This window comes from Pedobacter soli, assembly GCF_900101435.1.
GTDB classification, from domain to species: domain Bacteria; phylum Bacteroidota; class Bacteroidia; order Sphingobacteriales; family Sphingobacteriaceae; genus Pedobacter; species Pedobacter soli.
Genome location: NZ_FMZH01000006.1, coordinates 50,621 through 64,771 on the forward strand (window position 1 = coordinate 50,621; position 14,151 = coordinate 64,771).

Here is a 14,151-nt window from a genome sequence, read left to right on the forward strand (position 1 = left end):
TCATCGTCTTTCCAGGTAAATGGTTTTTCCTTCTCGTCTTTCGTTTACGTTTAAAATATTTTTAAGCACAAAGAGCATGCTTTCTCCATTAAGGGTAGAAATAGTACCGTCAATCCTTTTATCGGCCATTGTGGTATCTGGCAAAATCACTTTATATCCGTAGAGGTTTTCAAATTCGGCAATGATATCTCCTACCCGGGTTTGTGTCATTAATATTTTATTGCCAATCCATGATGTTTGAGGTACTGTAGTGGTAACATTTACCATAAACCTGCTGTCTGTACCAAGTCTTGCCATTTCTCCGGGCTTCAGTATTCGCGCTTCTCCACTGCCAATGGCTTTAACCCTTACTTTACCTTTAATCAAAGTAACTTCGTTTACATTAGGCCGCGATTTCAGGTTGAAAACCGTTCCCAGAACCTCAACCTTAAGTTTATTGCTTTGCGCTATAAACAGCTCACCGTTTTTAACAGCTGATGGATTTTGGTTAAAATGTTTCACTTTAAAGAAAGCTTCGCCCGTAAGTAACACCATACGATTTTTAGTCCACTTAAATGCCCTTGGGTAGCTTAACGATGAATTTGCGTTCATACGCACTTCAGAGCCATCTGGGAGCAACACCAATTTTGATTCGCCGAATGTGGTGTTAATATGTACTGTTGAGTTGAAAAACCAAACGCCAAAAAGGATCAAAAGTAAACTTGCCGCAATACCTGAGCTCCAGATCATGCGACGGATGCGTAAACGGCGTTTGTGTACCAATCCATCAATAGACTGGTTAATCCGATCCAACAAAGCATCAGCCTGAGTAGCCGAAATAACCCGATCCTTACTGCTTAAAATGATTTGCAGCTGAAGCCTGGCCTGCAAAAATGCGGCTTTGTTCTCAGGCTCATCTTTTAGCCAACTTTCCCAAAATTGTACATCCTGTTGATTTGCTTTTTTGACATATCGCAAAAAATCAGCATCAGCTAAAAAATCTTCTGAATTGAAGTTATTGTAGTTTGAGTTTGGCATAGTTGATTCATGGTTTTTAACCATTCAACTATACAAACAGCAGAAGTTAAATAATTACCCCACGGAAAATGATTTTTTTCAGAAAAAAATAAAATCAATGTTTTAACGATACCAAAAGCGCAATGAGAACTGCTTTTTCAACCTGCAGAATTTCCCTTAATGCTTCCAGCGCTCTGGCGCTCAGCTTATAGGTACCCTTTTTGCTGAGATCCATCATCTCGGCAATCTGATCATAACTGAGTTCTTCGAAATAGCGCAGATAAATAATTTCTTTTTGTCTGGCTGTTAGCTGATTCATTGCTTCAGCAAGCCTTTGAGCCTTTTCAGTTTGTTCTTCTTTTAAAATATATTGAGATTCTACGGTAAAATCCATGGCAAAGCCATCACGTTCCTGTAACTCCTGATGCTCAATTTTACCTTGCTGGTTTCGGTAGTTAATAATGGTATTCCTTAATGAAGAGATGAGGTAATAGCGAACGTTATCGGTATCGCTTAACCGGGCGTGGTTGCTCCATATTTTTAGAAAAAGATCGTGAATGCAATCCTGAACTGCGTTTTCATCATGTAACAAGCGAATCCCGTATCGAAACAAGGCATCTGCATGTAATCGATAAATTTCATTTAAAGCCTGGCGATCGCCCTGCAATAAACGAGGCCAAAATTGATTATTACCGGAATTTGCTTTCAATCAATTATAAATTTGCAAGCAATTTAGGAAATTACCGCTTGCAATAACACATTTTCAATAAAAAAAGCATGTTGGTTTAAATGCGAAATGCGCTGCTATACTTCAAAAGGTAAAAAACCAGCTGAAAAGACTGATGAAAATCGAGGCTTTTGTGTTTTATAGCTATTTCGTTAAACTGGCTTCAAATATCCGCAGTCTATCAGTCGGGATATCATCCACCGAAGCAGATAATCAAAAGCTGGCAGGTGTGGACACCAGCCAGTAGAAAAGATAATCTGGCTTTCTTACTGACTTTTCTTCTCAAAATATTCGCTCGGCATGCAGCCATAATACTGCTTAAATGCGGTAGAAAAATACGAGGGCGAATTAAAACCACACATATAGGTAATTTGCGCAATAGTGTAACGCTTGCTCTGCATCAGTTCTACGGCTTTATTAAACCTGATCCGTTTAATAAAATCAGTTGCCGATTCGCCTGTTATGGCTTTAAATTTTAAATAGAGGTTTGAGCGGCTCATGCCAATCTCGCGGCTAAATTTGTCTACCGAGAAGTCAGAATCGGAGAGGTATTTTTCTACAATCTCAATCGCTTCTTTTAAAAACTCTTCATCGAGCGTGTTGAAAGCCAGGTTTTGAGGCACAACCTCCTTGCTTCCGCTGTAATATTCTTTTAAACGTTTGCGCGATTTTAACAGGCTGGCAATTTTCGCGCCCAGCATATCTACCGAAAAAGGTTTGGTCATGTAGTCGTCGGCACCCATTTCAAGGCCTTTAATTTGCTGACTCACTTCTGTTTTGGCAGTTAACAACACCACCGGAATGTGCGAAGTATTGATATTCTGCTTTAATCTTTTACAAAAATGCAAACCATCCAATTCGGGCATCATTACATCGCTCACCACCAGGTCGAACTGTTCTTTTTCTAAAATATCCAATGCCATTTTACCATCAAAAGCAGTGGTAATATCATAACTTTCTTTAAAATAATCCTGCAGATAATCTAAAATTTCCTTGTTATCATCAACCAGGAGCAGTCTGCTTCTTTGCCCATCGTTTTCATCAGGCTCAGTGGTTAGTAGCTGATCGGTATCAAGGTCGTTATTTCCGGAGAGGGCTTCTTCACCGGTAACAATAGAAAGTTCGTAGCGGGTAGCTTCAGTTCTTACATCATGCTGATATGCGGCATCATCCATCGGAATGGAAACGGTAAAGCGACTTCCCTTTCCAGGCTCACTTTCTGCTTTAATTGTTCCGTGGTGCAACTCTACCAGGCTTTTGGTAAAAGCCAGCCCCACGCCCGAGCCTAAATTCATTTCCTGGTTGTTAACCTGATAAAAGCGATCGAAAACCTTGGCTATTTCGTCGGCAGCAATGCCCACGCCGGTATCAGTTACGGTTATGAGGGCATAATTGTTTTGTGTGCTGAGTTCGACATTGATTTTATGATGTGCACGCGTGTACTTGAATGCATTAGACAAGAGGTTGAACAGTATTTTCTCCATGGCATCACTATCGAAGTAGAAGGCTAATTTCGCTTCGCTGGAGTAGTACGTGTACTGCACCTCGTTCTTTTCTGATAGTGGTTTAAACGACTCGTAAATTTCGTGTATGAAGCTCACAATATCGCTTTTACCTACTTTGAGTTTCCGTGTGCCGGCTTCTGTTTTCCTGAATTCGAACAACTGATCAACCAGGTTATAAAGCCTTTTGGCGTTAATGAGCATCATTTCATGCCGCTTTGTAATTAACTTATCGGCCGAAGGTTTCTTAATCAGCTCTTCCAGTGGTGCAAGAATAAGGGTAAGCGGGGTTCTTAACTCGTGAGAAACATTGGTAAAGAAATCCATTTTTACCTGATTGATGTAACGCACCCGCTCTTTATCAACCCGCTCTAATTTAAGCTGCTGCAAAGCCTTAATCCTTTCGGCAATAATGCGGTAGGCAACGTAACTACCAGTACCTGCCAGCGCCAGCAAGAGCAGGTAAAACCAGGTAGCATTATACCAGGGCGGGGAAATGATTATTTTTAACGACCTTACCGCACTGGTTTCGCCATTTGGTCCTACGGCTTTAATCAGAAAATTATAACTGCCTGCCCGCAGGTTATTGTAGGTTATTTTTAAATCTTCGGTACTTTGCCAGTCTTTATCTAAACCATCCAATTTATAGAGGTATCGGGTTCTGTTGGCAGAAATATAATTGAAAGTATTGAAATGAATGGTAAACTGTTTATACGCTGAAGCAAATTTGAGTTCGGCGCTCTGATCGATATGGTTATCGAGTATTTTGGTATCATCTCCACTGGTTACGTTCTTATTAAAAACAGCCAGGCCGGTAAAAGTTAACTTTAAGGGCAATTGTTGCTGCTTAATACCCGATGGATAGAAATAAGAAAGGCCTTTAATACCGCCAAACAACAGCATCCCGTCTTTTGCCTTGCAAAAAGCATAATCGTTAAACTGATTGTTCTGTAAGCCATCACTTTCATCAAAAGCCTGTGTTGTTTTGGTATCGGGATTGTAGCGAATGAGTCCGCGGTTGGTAGAAACCCACAAATTACCCTCGTTATCGGGCTGCAGTCCGTAAATAGTGCCCTTTATAAAATCTTTCCTATCCTTATAGGTTACAAAGCTTTGCCGGCCGCCATCGTATAAAATCAGTCCTTCACGCGAACCAATCCACACCCTCCCCTTTTTATCTTCGGTAATACAACTAATTACCTCATCGTGCAACTGCCTGGCGAGGTCGTTATCAAACAACAGATTGTCGGGATAGAAAAGTGTAATGCCGTTGGTAGTTCCGATCCAGATCCGGTGTTTGCTGTCTTCAAAAAGGTAAGTAATATCATCAGAAGCAGGTCTTTTACCTGCCCTGTCTAAATGGATATGCTCAAAAGTCTGGTTCAAGGGAATAAACTGATCCAGGCCCGAGCGGGTGCCGATCCAGATCCGGCTTTTATAATCTTTCAAAATGGCATAAACCAGATCGCCTGCAATACTGTTGGGATCTTGCTCGTTATGGCGATATCGCTTTACATTACCGGTTGCAGGATTTAAGATGTTAAAACCACCGTTATGCATACCTACAAGTAAATTTTGGTTATCATCAAAGGCAATAGCTTTAATGTTATTCGAGCTTAAACTGTTGGCATTGCTTTCGCTACTGGTAAAATAGCTGATGGTATTGGCGGCCCGATTCCAGTAATTTAAACCTTTATCGTTGGTACCAATCCAGAAATTGCCCTTTGCATCCTCCTTAATTACACTGATTACTTCATCGTTTAAAGATAAGCGGCCGGTATTCTGACTTAAGAGGTTAAACTTGATATCGCTTTTGTGGTAGTAATTAACCCCGCCATAAAATGTACCTAGCCAAATGCCGTTTTGCCGGTCTTTAAAAAAGCAACGTACCGAATTCTGACTGATGGTATAAGGCTGCGAAATTTGATGAAAATAATTTTCCAGTGTGTTGTTACCTGGATTTAAAACAGACAATCCTTTAAATGTACCCAGCCAGAAATTACCTTCCTCATCTTTGCCAATACACCTGACATTGTTATCGGCAATGCTATTTTGGGCAGATTGATGGGTAAAAAACTTAAGCTTAGCGTTTGGGCTTTCGTATTTAATGAGTCCGTTGCCTTCTGTGGCTACCCACAAATTGCTGCCGTCGATATTTACATCGTTTATGGCCGGTTTATCTACACCTAAATTTAACTTTTTAAGCCGGTGGCCTTGTCCGCTAAATTCAAATAGACCAACATCGGTACCCATTAACATATTTTTGTTCCAGACACTGATGTAGGTAATCTTTTTTATACCATGTTCAACAGCATCGAAATTAACCTGCTTAAATTGGGACTCGCCAGCTGCTAGTTTAAATACACTGCCGGTGATGGTGGTTGCCCAGATGCTATGGGCTGCATCTTCTGTAATAGAGGAGATATACCACTCGCCGAGGCTTCCCGGCAGCTTATAATTTGCAAAATCGTCTGATGCATAGTTATAACGGCTAACGCCTTTATTGCCACCAATCCACATTAGGCCTTTATGATCGACAAACAAACAACGGATATAATGTGATTGCAGGCCGTTCTTTTCGCCATCTACCGGACGGTAAACTTTAAAACCTTTACTTTCATAACGGTTTAAACCATCCTGAGTGGCCATCCAGATAAAGCCCAGGCTATCTTGTTTAATTGAAAAAACGGTACTTTGCGAAAGGCCTTTATCGACAGAAATGTTCCTGAAATGCCGGCCATCTACCTGTGCCCGGGCAACTTGCGAAAACACAAGCAGGGGGATTAATGCAGCGCAAAAGCATACACAGCCTTTTCTGATCTGATGTTTAATATTTTTTATCATCCCGTAATTATTCTCCTTCAACATAGCTGATGCCTCATTTAGAAAAGTATATATTTGGCTTTACTGCATTAATTTAAACATTTATCATTATTAATGAAACTGTTTTTTGAACAGCACACATTCTGACCTCCAGCTTTCCTTTTTAACCACAGAGCACACAAAGGAAAAAGGCACAGAGGACACAAAGCTGGGGGTTTTATTACATCGTCCATTTTCCATCTTCCAGCTTTTTCACCACCTAAGACACCTAAGAACACCTGAGTAGCAAGCGACATCCCCTCAGACTCCAAACTCCCAACTCTAAACTCCAAACTTGCTCAACCACCTAAGACACCTAAGCACACCTGAGTAGCGAGCAATATCTTAAGCACCCAGACTTCTGACCCCGACCTCCGACTTTTCTTTTAACCGCAAAGTACACAAAGGAAAAAAACGCAGAGGACACAGAGTTGGGTGTTTTATTCCTTCGTCCATTTTACATCTTTCAGCTTTTTCACCACCTAAGACACCTAAGGGCACCAAGCTTTTAGCTTTAGTCTTTTTCACCCCCTCAGACTCCAAACTCCAAACTCTAAACTCCAAACTTTCCCAACTCTGGCGACTCCGTTCGGAGATAAATTTGTGTATTACTCATTAACTATATTATCTCAATTATCATCCCCCTGCCCCCTTCAAAGGGGGAAAGATCTACTTTAATCGAGATGCTAATCGAAATCAAAGCGGCATTTACCCCGTTGGAAATCCCGTCCCCCTTTGAAGGGGGGTGAGGGATGAATTTTAATGGCAGAAAACACTTTTTTGTATCTCTAAACACCAATGATCCTTGTTTCGAACCTCGCCCCCCCCATTCCGAACACCGACTATCCCTGTTCCGAACCTCGACGACCCCGTTCCGAACCCCAATCACCCCGTTCAGAACACCGACGACACTGTTCCGAACACCAATGACCCCGTTCCGAACCCCGGTGACACTGTTCAGAACACCGACTATCCCTGTTCCGAACTCCGGCGATCTCGTTCCGAACCCCGATGGAACTGTTCAGAACACCAATGACCCTGTTCCGAACTCCGGCGACCTCGTTCAGAACCTCGACGCCCCTGTTCTGAACCCCGATGACACTGTTCAGAACACCAACTATCCCTGTTCCGAACACCGACAACCCCGTTCCGAACACCGATGACACTGTTCAGAACACCGACTATCCCGTTCCGAACCCCGGCGACCTCGTTCCGAACACCGGCGACCTTGTTCCGAACCCCAATGACCCCGTTCCGAACTCCGATGACACTGTTCAGAACACCAATGAGCCCGTTCCGAACCCCAATGACCCCGTTCCGAACCCCAATGACCCCGTTCCGAACTCCGATGACACTGTTCAGAACACCAATGACCCCGTTCCGAACCCCGGCAACCTTAGTACACTTGAGTGCGAAGAAGATGTTAAGTACCTGAACTTCCGACCTCAGACTTTCTAACACCTAAGTGACAAGCGATAAATCGGTGGACGGAAGAAAATTATAGGATTATAGGGCTAATGTAAATTGATCGCCATTGCTTTTACACCATTGTTTAAGATAGTTGCGCATAGCAATCAGTTTCTTTTTATAGGCTTTATCAACCGCCAGATTTTTAATCTCACCGGGATCGTTGGCTAAATTAAATAACTGCTCTTTAATCGCTCCTTTATTGTACACGATGTATTTAAAATCTTTGGTAATTACGGCGCGTCCGTTAATGCCAAGCAGTTGTTCGTTATCGGCAAAATCAGTTTCAATAACGAGTGTATCGCGCAGGTTTTGAGCCGGATTGTTTATTCGCTTGCTAATATCCATACCTTTTAAGTAAGCAGGCTTTTGAATACCGGTTAAACCACAAATTGTGGGGATAATATCTGTTCCGTTGCACACGAGCATTTCATCTGTCCGGGGTTTTAATGAGCCATCCATTTTAGCAACAATAAAAGGAACTTTAGCGGCTTCTTCGTACAAAATTTGTTTCTGGTTCCAGCTATGCCCGGCGTAACCATCGCCATGGTCGGCCGTAAAAACGATGATGGTATTTTTTTCTACGCCATATTTTTTGAGCGAATACAATACCTGATCAATGTACTGATCTACTTTTTCTACCAGACGATTGTAGGCCCAGCGGTATTGGCGCCATTTTTCGGGTGTGTAATTTACCGATGGATAAGTACGTAAGCCTACTGTTTTTTGCTGATCGCGTACAATTTGTGGCTCATTAGCCGGAATTTGCCAGTTAGCCGGCAGTGGCGGGCACTGGTCTGCAGGAGGTGCATTTTCAAGTACATCCATTTTTAAATCTTCATCGCGGGCCCATTCGCAAATATCGTGTGGATTAAGGAACGAGGCCACCAGTAAAAATGGTTTTTCTTTGTTCTCTTTAATAAAACGCGCGCAAAAAGAGGGCGTTGCCCCATCGTTATAATCTAAGAAGTTGGTATTTTCAATGTAAGTAAAGCCATGCTGACTCACTTTTTTGGTGGGTACGGGCAAATGCCACTTGCCCACATAACCCGTTTGATAACCACCCTGCTGAAATATTTTACCCATCATAAGCAGGCTATCGGGCCACTGTCCGTCTTTTTCGGTTGCGTTGCCTACAAAGCCTGTTTCGAAAGGCATTTTACCACTAAAAATGGCAGTACGCGAAGGTGTGCACAAAGGCTGTGCACAATAAGCCCTGGTAAACCGAACCCCATTTTTAGCCAGTTTATCCATAGCCGGGGTATTCAGGTCCTTATTGCCGGCAATACTCATGGCTTCGGCCGTTTGCTGATCGGTCATGATGATCAGAATATTTGGACGCGATTGCTGCTGGGCAGAAAGCTTTTGCAGGCCAATAAGGAAGCTGAGGCAAACCAGGATGAATTTCATAGTATAAATATACGGAACGAATGAAGCAGACTATCTCATCACATCACGGGCACTTTAAATCTTTCACCTGATGGGATAGCTGCTGCAATGATTAACTAATTTTAATATTTAGGGTTATTGCGGGTAATGCCACTGTTTACATCCCTCTCATTTTGCGGAATGGGATATAACTCATGCTTACCGGCAACAAAATTATTGGCTGCATTATATGGATAAACCGAGTTGATTACTTTTAATGCAGCCTGGGTTGTTTTAATTTTATCGGCCAGCACATTCCATCTGATTAAATCGGCTTTACGCGTGCCTTCAAAGCACAGTTCCCAGGCACGTTCATCCTGTACCGCCTGAAAGAAAGCAGATTGACTTAAGGCAGCGGGTAAATCTACGCCGGTTGCGGGCGCCATTAAAGTAACCGTTGCTGTAGCACCGCTCCCATTAGCTGTACCTGTATTGGTAATGGTTATTGCAGGTGCGGATGTATAAGCAAAACCGTTGTTTAACATGGTTATAGCCGTTATTTTGCCGCCGCTAATGGTAGCCACGGCTGATGCATCGCTACCGCCCCCACCGGTAAATTTAATTACCGGAATGGCAGTATAACCGGTACCGCCGTTGCTAAGGGTAACATTTACCCTACTTCCGCCCAGTGCCTGGCCATATGCACGGCGGCGTACGGTATTAATGGCCTCGTAAGCCAAAGCATTGGGTCCGCCATTTAATTCATTTTCAACTTCGGCACGCATCAGCAATACATCCGAATACCGCATCAATACGGTATTAATATTTGTATTTACGCGCTCCAAATTAGAATTGTTCTGGTACTCCCGGCTCCATTTGGCTGGTGCCCATATCCGGTTGTTGGTAAGCAAACTCAGCCGGTTACCGGAAGCATCGAGACTGTATTTGGCAATCGAAAAATCCCTTCTTAAATCGCCATCTTTAAAGGTATCGTAAAAAGTTTTGGTTACAAAGCAACGGTTTTGCGTAGTACCATAAGGAGATGTAGTACTACCTGCAGTTTGTGGGGCATTAAAGGTTCCATAACTGGATTGATTGGTTGTGGCCAACGTAGAGGTATAAACCCCTGCTTCGAAAAGGCTTTCTTTGGGCTCGAACTTTTGTATGCTTTGATTTTTGAAAACCATCGAATAATCTGGATTCAGGGCATACAGACCTGAGCCAATTACCTCGTTAATTTGTGTTTGCGCCAGTTGATAATAGGTTTTATAGTCGGCTGGTCTTTGCATGGTTCCATCGGCCCTTAACGAATAGCCACCGGCAGCCAAGGCAACCCTGGCCAGGATGGCTTTGGCACCAAATTTATTTACGCGCTCATCGGTTGGCAGGGCAGCGGGTAATAAATCTGCTCCTTCCTGCATATCTTTAATAATCTGCGCATAGATCTGATAACGGTCGGTTAAGGGCAATTTTAAATTATCGCCGGTTTCTGAGTTTTTAAGTTTAAAAGGCACATCGCCCCATAACCTTACCAGTTCGGAATAATAGAAACCCCGTAAAAATTTAGCTTCGCCCAGCATCCTGTTTAAGGCTGCTTTCTGATCGCTGCTGCCACTATTGTAGACATCCATTTTCGGGATCCGGTCTATTACCAGGTTGGCCCGGTCAATACCATTGTAAAAGGCACTCCAGGTTTCGTATAAAAATGGCGTTTCCGGAATTCCCAGGTAATGCGGAATAATTCGCCAATCGGGTGTAACCCCATCGCTTATAAACTGGATATCCGAATCGTTATCATAAATAAGGGGTACATACCAGGCATAAGTAGATGGGTACTTCATAATTTCGTAAACCCCGGTAGTAGCCAGCTGGGCTTCACCTACTGTGCTGAAAAAATTGGCTGTAGTAAAATATGAATATGGATTGGCCTCGGTGGCTTTTTTACATGAGCTAAACGATGCGGCCATTAATGCAGTGGCCAGCGCACATGTTTTTATTTTGGATGTTAAGATTTTCATAACGGAATATAATTTTGGTTATAGAGAGATATTAATTCCCGCTACAAATGATCGCGGTCTTGGGTAGGCACTAAAATCTACACCTGGTGTAAGCGCATTATCAATAACACTAACCTCCGGATCGTAACCCGAATATTTGGTAAATACATGCAGGTTATAAGCGGTAACATATATTCTGGCATTGGCTAGTTTAACCTTTTCGAGCCATCTTTTCGGGAAAGTATACCCCAGGTTTACATTGCTTATGCGCAGAAAAGAACCATCTTCAATTAGGCTGTCGTACATACGTCCGCTGGTATTACCCAGTATAGATGCAACCGAGTTTTTACCCTGGTTAAGTGCTGTCAGCTCTGCCGGATCGGTAACCACCTGCCCTGCTGCATTAATGGTCCTCCATCTGTCGGCCTGAAAAGCCAGGTTATTGCTAAAATCGCTGGCAATGGCTAAGTTATTCTTAACATTGGCATTAAAAATTTTGTTGCCCTGGGTAAAGTTCAGGAATATGCTTAAATCAAAACCTTTATAGGCAAAAGTGTTGTTAATACCTCCCGAAAATTTAGGATTGGCATTGCCAATGATAGTACGATCGGCATCAGTAATTTTTCCATCGCCGTTAAGGTCTTTAAATTTAATGTAGCCCGGTTGTACAGCAATAGCATCTTGAACAACTCCCGGCTTTAAGCTGTAAGTTTTAGCTGTAGCATCGTAATTAAAATCGCTTACCTGGTAAAGTCCGTCCTGCTGGTAACCAAACATGGTACCTACCGGCTGCCCAACCTGTAAAATGTAATCCTGATAGCTGTTGTTGTAGCTGCTGGTGATTAACGAATTTTCGCCATCGCTTAATTTCAACACTTTGGTTTTATTGAATGTGATGTTGAAATTGGTGCTCCAGTTAAAGTCTGATTTTTTAATGTTTACGGTATTTAAGGTAAACTCTACACCCCTGCTCGAAGTTGAGCCAATATTTTGAAACTGGCGGGTGAAACCGGCACTGGCCGGAATCCGGGTATTGTATAACAAGTCTTTAGAGCGGTTATCGAACCAATCGACAGTTAAGGCAATGCGTTGTTTTAACAAACCAATATCCAAACCAATATTGGTGGCTTTAACGGCCTCCCATTTCAGGAATGGATTGGCTAAACTATTCTGGAACACGGTTGGTAAAATACTGGTATTCGAGGCATATTGGCCGGAAGTAAAAATACCCAAAGCGGCATAATTGGCTATGCGGTTATTACCAGAGGTCCCATAACTGGCCCTCAGTTTCAAATCAGACAGGAAGTTTAACGACTTCATGAATTGCTCTTCCGTTACCTTCCAGGCAAAAGAGCCTGAAGGAAAATAACCCCACCTGTTTTCTTCACCAAACTTAGAAGAACCATCGGCCCTTAATGTTCCGGCTAAAATATACCTGCCTTTATAGCTGTAATTGGCGCGGGTAAAGAACGACAATAGTTTATCTTCTTCGGCATAAGACGAAGGGAAAGCTGCAACGGTACCGAGGCCCAGATTATACCAACCACTATTTATATTGGGAAAATTGGTAGCACCGGCATTCACACTTTCCGAATAGTTATAAATATACTCCTGCCCTACGGTAATGTCGAATTTGTGGTCTTTACCGTAACTATCGCTATAGGTAAGCGTATTATTATAATTGAAACGATTATTAAAAGTAGTAGCTATGCCTCCTGATGCCCCTTTATTCCGGATTGCCGTAATGGATTCTGAATCGTTAAAAGTTTTATCAACCCTCGAGGTATTGGTAAAGCCTACCAAACCATTGTAGGTAAATTTATTGCTGATGGCATATCTGGCGGTAGCACTTGCATTTAACGAACGGATACGCTGATCGCGCAAACGGGTATTTACGGTTACAATCGGACTTTGAAATGCAGGGTTACCGGGATCATCCAGCGGATCTAAAACATCATCTATTAATCCAATATCCGAAACGTTTGGCAAATTTACCGGACGGTATTGCAATAAGGTTTGTAACATGCTCAGGCGCGCATTACCACCTTCCTGGGTACCGCCCGAACCATATATTTTCTGGTTAGAATAATTAACAATCCCGTTCAGTTTTACTTTTTTACCCGGTGTATTGGTTACGGTTAATTTAGCGATATCGCGATTGGCACCGCTTTTAAGCATTAAACCATCGTTTACGTTACGCGAATAGAATAAGTTATATTTGGTATCGCCGCTACCTCCGTTTACACTGATTTTATGATACTGGCTTGAAGCAGTTCCGCCAAATATTTCATCCTGCCAGTTAATACCCTCCCTGTTTCCATAATTAGCAGCTAGCGATTCGAAAGTGCCGAAAGTGCTTAGAAACTTCTGTGCCCTGGTAGCATCACGGGTTGAGTTTTCATAAATATACAGCATATACTCGTACGGACTCAGTACCGGTAAAAACTTAGGAGCCTTTTGTACCCCCACATAGCCATCGTAGCTAATGGTTGTTTTGCCACCTTTGGATTGTTTTGTGGTGATTAAAATTACACCATTAGCGCCCCTTGCACCGTAAACAGCTGTTGAAGCGGCATCTTTCATCACGTCAACCGATTCGATATCGGTGGGGTCTAAAAATGCCAAACCATCGGTTTGAGGCACACCATCAACCACATACAAAGGTTCGTTGCTCTGTGTAATGGACGAACCGCCACGTATTTTAATTTGAGGTGTAGAACCCGGATCGCCACTTGGCATGGTTACCTGCACACCTGCCATACGGCCCTGCAAGGCCTGAGCAACATTGGCTACGGGTGTTTTTGCAATCTCCGCTCCTTTTAATGATGATATGGCTCCGGTTAAATCTTTACGCTGAACGGTTTGTCCGTAACCGATAACCACTACATCATTCAGGTTGTTTACATCATCCTGCAGTTTTGCATCAATAGTAGTGCGACCGTTTATTTTTTGTTCGACTGTTTTTGTTCCCAGGTAACTAAAAACCAATACGGCATCGGATTTAACGCTGATTTGATAGGTGCCTGAATTAGAAGAAACCGTGACATTTTTAGTTCCTTTTTCTGTAATTGTAGCACCGGGAATGGGTTGGTTGGTTCCATCTCTTACCACACCTTTTACGGTGACTACATTTTGGGCCTGTAATCCTTTAAAAAAGCAGAGTAAGCCGATTAATATGATAATTCTTTTCATTTTTTGGTTTTGGTTAGTTGTAAAAGTCTGCTTAAAGCAT

General features: G+C 42.6%; 7 protein-coding genes. 1 reads left to right on the forward strand and 6 read right to left on the reverse strand.

The window, feature by feature from the left end:
* The 3 genes from BLR37_RS14180 to BLR37_RS14190 all read right to left on the reverse strand — a co-directional run bounded on the left by BLR37_RS14180 (position 1) and on the right by BLR37_RS14190 (position 5,997).
* Positions 1-1,017 carry a FecR family protein gene (locus BLR37_RS14180; RefSeq protein WP_167356611.1) on the reverse strand — a complete coding sequence of 339 codons (1,017 nt, stop codon included), beginning with the start codon at positions 1,015-1,017 and terminating at the stop codon, positions 1-3.
* 94 nt (positions 1,018-1,111) lie between these two features.
* Positions 1,112-1,705, reverse strand: a complete 594-nt coding sequence (locus tag BLR37_RS14185; protein WP_090769641.1) for an RNA polymerase sigma factor — start codon at positions 1,703-1,705, stop codon at positions 1,112-1,114.
* 284 nt (positions 1,706-1,989) lie between these two features.
* Positions 1,990-5,997, reverse strand: coding sequence for a hybrid sensor histidine kinase/response regulator transcription factor (locus tag BLR37_RS14190; protein WP_244154666.1), 4,008 nt, complete (start codon positions 5,995-5,997; stop codon positions 1,990-1,992).
* 1,185 nt (positions 5,998-7,182) lie between these two features.
* On the opposite strand from BLR37_RS14190, the gene BLR37_RS25120 reads away from it, so the two are divergent.
* On the forward strand, positions 7,183-7,545 hold the full coding sequence (locus tag BLR37_RS25120) for a hypothetical protein (protein ID WP_143009578.1): 363 nt from the start codon (positions 7,183-7,185) through the stop codon (positions 7,543-7,545).
* 48 nt (positions 7,546-7,593) lie between these two features.
* Here BLR37_RS25120 and BLR37_RS14210 read toward each other — a convergent pair whose 3' ends face one another.
* The 3 genes from BLR37_RS14210 to BLR37_RS14220 all read right to left on the reverse strand — a co-directional run bounded on the left by BLR37_RS14210 (position 7,594) and on the right by BLR37_RS14220 (position 14,111).
* Positions 7,594-8,964 carry a sulfatase family protein gene (locus BLR37_RS14210; protein ID WP_090769649.1) on the reverse strand — a complete coding sequence of 457 codons (1,371 nt, stop codon included), beginning with the start codon at positions 8,962-8,964 and terminating at the stop codon, positions 7,594-7,596.
* 101 nt (positions 8,965-9,065) lie between these two features.
* Complete coding sequence (locus tag BLR37_RS14215) at positions 9,066-10,940, reverse strand: RagB/SusD family nutrient uptake outer membrane protein (RefSeq protein WP_090769651.1); 1,875 nt, start codon at positions 10,938-10,940, stop codon at positions 9,066-9,068.
* Positions 10,941-10,958: 18 nt separating this feature from the next.
* Complete coding sequence (locus tag BLR37_RS14220) at positions 10,959-14,111, reverse strand: SusC/RagA family TonB-linked outer membrane protein (RefSeq protein ID WP_090769653.1); 3,153 nt, start codon at positions 14,109-14,111, stop codon at positions 10,959-10,961.
* Positions 14,112-14,151 lie beyond the last annotated feature (40 nt).

What these genes read in the sequence shown, in the direction of transcription:
- BLR37_RS14180 (WP_167356611.1), bottom strand. Translation starts at nt 1,017, where the DNA reads ATGCCAAACTCAAACTACAATAACTTCAATTCAGAAGATTTTTTAGCT.
- BLR37_RS25120 (WP_143009578.1), top strand. Translation starts at nt 7,183, where the DNA reads ATGACACTGTTCAGAACACCAACTATCCCTGTTCCGAACACCGACAAC.
- BLR37_RS14210 (WP_090769649.1), bottom strand. Translation starts at nt 8,964, where the DNA reads ATGAAATTCATCCTGGTTTGCCTCAGCTTCCTTATTGGCCTGCAAAAG.
- BLR37_RS14215 (WP_090769651.1), bottom strand. Translation starts at nt 10,940, where the DNA reads ATGAAAATCTTAACATCCAAAATAAAAACATGTGCGCTGGCCACTGCA.
- BLR37_RS14220 (WP_090769653.1), bottom strand. Translation starts at nt 14,111, where the DNA reads ATGAAAAGAATTATCATATTAATCGGCTTACTCTGCTTTTTTAAAGGA.